The 5,800-nt window shown below is 32.1% G+C and carries 3 protein-coding genes; all 3 read left to right on the top strand.

Annotated features, from left to right (window positions below; translation table 11 throughout):
* The first annotated feature begins 161 nt into the window (after window positions 1-161).
* Window positions 162-2,378: a catalase/peroxidase HPI gene (katG, locus tag B8T70_RS22780; RefSeq protein ID WP_086896339.1), complete on the top strand. Its 2,217-nt coding sequence runs from the start codon at window positions 162-164 to the stop codon at window positions 2,376-2,378.
* Window positions 2,379-3,106: 728 nt separating this feature from the next.
* Window positions 3,107-4,486 (top strand): tetratricopeptide repeat protein, encoded by a 1,380-nt coding sequence (locus tag B8T70_RS22775; RefSeq protein WP_086896338.1) that lies wholly within the window; start codon window positions 3,107-3,109, stop codon window positions 4,484-4,486.
* Window positions 4,487-4,583: 97 nt separating this feature from the next.
* A complete protein-coding gene (locus B8T70_RS22770; protein WP_086896337.1) occupies window positions 4,584-5,240 on the top strand; it encodes a hypothetical protein in 657 nt (218 codons plus the stop codon).
* Window positions 5,241-5,800: the final 560 nt, after the last annotated feature.

The raw sequence follows: 5,800 nt of genomic DNA, 5'->3' as shown, positions 1-5,800 counted from the left end.
GTTTTGTAAATTTGCAAAGAACTTGTTTACTGGGTCTTACAAAATAAGTAGAGATGATTTGTATTTTAATAATATCTTAAAATAAATACTTTAATTCGCTGTTTTATGGGTATCCTTTATGTTTATAAAATGTAGTTATCAATAATAAATTCATTAAAAAAATGGAAAATAATTCAAATGATATTAGTAAGTGTCCATTCCACAACTCAAGCAAAGAGCAAAGTATTGCGAATGGAGGCACAAAAAATCAAGACTGGTGGCCAAATCAATTAAAAGTTAATATACTACGCCAACATTCTTCTTTATCAAACCCGATGGGTGAAGACTTCGATTATGCCGAAGCTTTTAAAAGTCTAGATTTAGAAGCCCTAAAAAAAGACCTTCATTTTCTTATGACTGATTCACAAGATTGGTGGCCAGCAGATTTTGGACACTATGGAGGTTTGTTTATTCGTATGGCATGGCATAGCGCCGGTACGTATAGAGTAGGTGATGGTCGTGGTGGAGCAGGAGCCGGACAGCAGCGTTTCGCTCCGCTTAATAGTTGGCCAGATAACGTAAACCTTGATAAAGCCCGAAGATTACTTTGGCCTATCAAACAAAAGTATGGAAGAAAAATTTCATGGGCAGATTTGATGATACTTACAGGTAATGTTGCACTGGAATCTATGGGATTCAAAACATTTGGCTTTGCAGGTGGTCGTACAGATGTATGGGAACCAGAACAAGATATATATTGGGGGTCTGAAAAGACATGGTTAGCTGGTGATGAAAGATATGCAGATAGTAATAGTGCTCGTAATCTGGAAAAACCACTTGCAGCAGTCCAAATGGGTTTGATTTATGTTAATCCAGAAGGACCAGAGGGACAACCAGACCCAATAGCTGCGGCCAAAGATATTCGCGATACTTTTGGACGTATGGCAATGAATGATGAAGAAACAGTTGCTCTTATTGCAGGAGGTCACACTTTTGGTAAAACACACGGAGCAGCACCAACCGAACATGTAGGAGGAGATCCGGAATCTGAGAGACTTGAAACGCAAGGTTTTGGATGGAAGAATAGTTTTGGTTCTGGAAAAGGTGCAGATACAATCTCAAGTGGTTTAGAAGTAACCTGGACAAAGACACCGACTCAATGGAGTAATAATTTCTTTGAAAATCTTTTCGGTTTTGAATGGGAACTTTCTAAAAGTCCAGCAGGTGCACATCAGTGGGTAGCAAAAAATGCTGAAGCTTTTATTCCAGATGCCTATGATAGTTCAAAAAAACATCTTCCAACGATGTTAACTACTGACTTATCTTTAAGATTAGATCCTGAATATGAAAAAATATCACGTCGCTTTCTAGAAAATCCTGATCAATTTGCAGATGCATTTGCCAGAGCATGGTTTAAATTAACCCATCGTGATATGGGACCACGTGCTTTATATCTTGGAACAGATGTACCTAAGGAAGAGTTGCTTTGGCAAGATCCAATTCCAAGAGTTGACCATGACTTGATAAACGAAAGTGATATTACATTGCTTAAAGCAAAAGTATTAGCTACTGGATTAAGCATATCAGAACTTGTATCTACTGCATGGGCTTCAGCTTCAACATTTAGAGGTTCAGATAAAAGAGGTGGGGCTAATGGTTCACGTATTCGACTAACTCCTCAAAAAGATTGGGAAGTAAATAATCCTGCGAAGTTGCAAAAAGTATTAAATGTGTTGGAAGGTATCCAAAGAGAATTTAACCAGACACAATCTAATACTAAAAAAGTTTCGCTTGCCGATATTATTGTATTAGCAGGTAATGCAGGAGTAGAAAAAGCGGCCAAAGATGCTGGAAGCAACATTAATGTTCCTTTTGCACCAGGTCGTATGGATGCTACACAAGAACAAACGGATGTAGAATCATTTGGATTCCTGGAACCAATAGCGGATGGTTTCCGAAACTATAAAAAAAATAAATACGCTGTTGCAACTGAGACTTTATTAATAGACAAAGCACAATTATTAACACTTACAGCACCCGAATTAACTGTACTTGTAGGAGGAATGCGTGTATTAGATTCCAATTTTGATGGTTCTAAAAAAGGTGTTTTTACAGAACGTCCTGAAGTACTAACTAATGATTTCTTTGTAAATCTGCTAGATATTGGTACTGTTTGGAAAGCAGTTTCTGAGGATAAAGAAGAATATAACGGATATGACTATGCAACTGGAAAAGTGAAATGGACAGGTACACGTGCAGATCTTGTATTTGGTTCCAATTCAGAACTTAGAGCTCTAGCCGAAGTTTATGCTAGTGCAGATGCTCAGAAACAATTTGTTACTGACTTTGTTGCAGCATGGACTAAAGTAATGAATCTAGATCGCTTTGATTTGCTATAATGTAGTATATCGTACAGACAACCATTATAAATAAAAAGTTGTTAAGTATAGAATGAAGAAAAGAAACAGCCTTAGGGCTGTTCTTTTTTAGATAACAAATCTCAATAAAAGATTGTGAGTTAATTAATTCTTGTTCGATTTGATTGAAAAGTAAGGTTAAAACAATAATTAATTGTGAGGAATATTCCTGTAGTACAAAGTCTACAGAGCAATCGTTCACAGTTCTACTCATTTATAATTTTATTGATGCTATTTTTGCATGCTGATAAAACACCAGTTTTTAAAAGTTTTAAATCCCACTAAATCGAAAAAAAGTACTTACCATAAATACAAAAATCTTAACCTAAAACAGTATCCCACGTCTATTTTTACAATAAATAAAGGCTTTTTTTATAGCATTAGCCTTATTATTGATTTTATTAAAACTAGATGTAAAATCACAATAACGCTTTAGTTTATAGCGAGTGTTTTTTATAAAGTTTACTTAATAATTTGCCAATAAGATTTATCGAGAGAATAAAGTAAGAATTAAAGCCATTAATAAAATTGGTAGTACTCAACGATCAGTAAAACTAGTAAAAGTAGAGGTAATGCCTAATAAAAAAAAGAATAAATGAATAAACAATATGTCCCAAAATAAGTTTTTATTAGTAAAATATATACGGTTATATTTTACTGTTTTTTATATTGTTTTTGGGTTATGGAATAGTTATGGTCAAAGGAAAAATTTGACTATAAAGGAAATAGATAGCACTTTAAATTCGGTAAATCAGTATTTAAAAAAATCACCAAATGAAGGTTATGAAATTTCAAAAAATATATATCATATTGCACTAAAACAAGACTATCGTGTAGGTTCGTGTTTCGCTTTATTAAACATGGGAAATTGTAAAGGGAAACTTCGTGACTTTGACAAGGCATTAAATTATCTAGAACAATCCAAAGAGATAGCCCAAGAAATAAGAAATGATTCTCTTTTGCTTTATGCAGATTTTGTTATTGCAGTTCAACATGGGAGAATGCACCTTAATAAATTAGCACTCTCTCAATTAGACAATTGCTTAACAAGAGTTAATTGTTTAAAAGGAAAATCAAAATACTGTTTTTTAGGTAGAGTGTATAGTTTTAAAGCTTGTTTCTCAGCTGGTCTCAAGAATAAACCAACTGTTGATGAATTTATAAAGTTACATAAAAAAGCAGCTTATTATTTTAGTAAGAATCCACGAGTTCCCAATTTTGCGTTGGTGAATATCGGAGATACATATATGTCAGCGGGCAGACTTGATTCAGCCGAATACTATTTTAAAGTGGCATTATTAGATTATAAAAAAAAGAACATAAGCTGCACAGAAATAGTACTAAGTAATCTAGGTGAAATTTATTATAAAAAGAAAGATTATGCTAGGGCAATTACATATTTAGACAAATCTACTGTCGTGGCCAAACGCGAAAAAACTTATTACATTCTAGAATACAATTATGGATTATATAAAAAAATAGCAGAAGAAAAAGGTTTAAACCAGGCAGTATTTGATTATCAAAAACTAGAATTAATTTATAAAGACAGTACTCAAATAGCAGAACAAAAAAGTATGATTGCGGCAACTAATTATGTTGTTTCAAAAGCAGAAGCTGAAAAGGAAGTATTAGTAAACAGAAGTATGATTTTATTAATAATTGCAGGCTTACTTATAATTAGCTTGTTGGTATTTTCCTATTGGCAGTTTTGTTATAAAAATAAACTAAAATTAGATACTCAACAAAAAAAGAAAGAAATAGAACAAAAAGCGACTCAAATTGTATCCCTAAAACAGAAAGTAACAACATCTTATGATGAGGTAATAGAAATGGCTAAAAAGAATGATCCATTGTTTGTAGTTGTATTTAAAGAGTTGTATCCTGATTTTTATTTAAAATTGATTGCCATACAACCCGATTTAACGATTACCGAACAAAAAATTTGTTTTTATCTTAAACTTAAATTTTCAACTAAAGAAATTGCAGATTACACTTTTGTTACCGCTAAGGCAATACAGAATAGGAAAAATCGCTTGCGGAAGCGGCTTTTTCTGAAGGAAGGAGAAGATATTTACAAATATTTCGACTAACTAATATATTAAAGATAGTATAAGTAGAGACAGAGCGGATTAGATATTCGAAGGCTACTTATCTTTTAAATCTAAGAACATAAAAAAAATAAAACAAATGAAAAAAACAATTTTGATCGTTGGAGCCATTGTAGTAATAATTTTACTGGCTGGAATTTATAAATTCAATTTTACAAATGACGACATTTATGTGAAAGATCCTGAGGGAAAGTCTATACCTATTGATGAAGCAAAAGACATTAGTAAGAATACAGATTCCAAGGAATTTAAAACTAAGACAGGAAAAATTATCATTATTACCGAAACTCATCCAGTTGGACAAAGTATTTCATCTATAACCATTACCACAAAAGGATTCAAAGAAAATAAACTCATTGAATTAAGTGATATCGATCCAATTGAAAAAATAGAACTAAAAGATTTAGACAACGATGGTTTTGATGAGATATATTTGTTTACTCGATCTGTTGGATCTGGAAGTGGAGGTGATTTTTATGTATATGGCTCGGACAAAGATGATAGACTAATGGAATATGAAAAAGAAAAATTAGATGAAAAGGAATATTTAAAAGGAGGAAGACTAGATGGATATATGGGACATGACACCTATTTCTTTGATAAACAAATGTTGGTAATGGAGTTTCCAATTTATAAAGAAAATGATGCAAATTTAAAACCTACTGGTGGGATAAAAAAAGTATATTATATGTTGAATCAATCAAAGTTAAAAATTAAAAAAATTGATATAAACTAGCTTATAGTTTTACAATCTTAGAAAATGTGTAAGTTATCGTAAATAGGTCTTTAATTCGCAGACGATGAGATAATATCAATAAGTATATTTAGCCAGTTGCTTCAAATCCTGAAAAAATTGGTTAGTAAAGACTGTCAAGAAGCTCCATTGTTACAAATGGAGTTTTTTTATGCTTTATTTTTATTGAACGGATTAGATTTTAAAAATTCTGAATCGCCTAGACGTATATATAGTAGGTATGAAACAATAATTAAAGTGACGAAATTCGTAAAAACTCAGTCTTTTTAATAGTGAAATTGCGAAAAATACAGATACTATAAGAAAATACTTAAAAAAGTAAAAACTAGACAAAATGCAAATGTTATATTATCAGGTTGTTAGTAAAAAGTTTTAAAAAACATTCAAAAAAGTCTGTAAAAAGGCTTGCGAATCTAAATAAAGGGAGTACTTTTGCACCCGCAATGAGAAACAAACGAAACGAACAAAGCGAGAGTCACACAGAGTGAGACACATTAAAAAGAAGAACACGTTCCTAGACATATTGAATTGACAGCCGTTTT

Origin of the sequence: Flavobacterium sp. AJR, from assembly GCF_002156885.1 — a bacterium.
Classification (GTDB): domain Bacteria; phylum Bacteroidota; class Bacteroidia; order Flavobacteriales; family Flavobacteriaceae; genus Flavobacterium.
This window is presented reverse-complemented; position numbering and strand designations above follow the sequence as displayed.

What these genes read in the sequence shown, in the direction of transcription:
- B8T70_RS22770 (WP_086896337.1), top strand. Translation starts at nt 4,584, where the DNA reads ATGAAAAAAACAATTTTGATCGTTGGAGCCATTGTAGTAATAATTTTA.
- katG (WP_086896339.1), top strand. Translation starts at nt 162, where the DNA reads ATGGAAAATAATTCAAATGATATTAGTAAGTGTCCATTCCACAACTCA.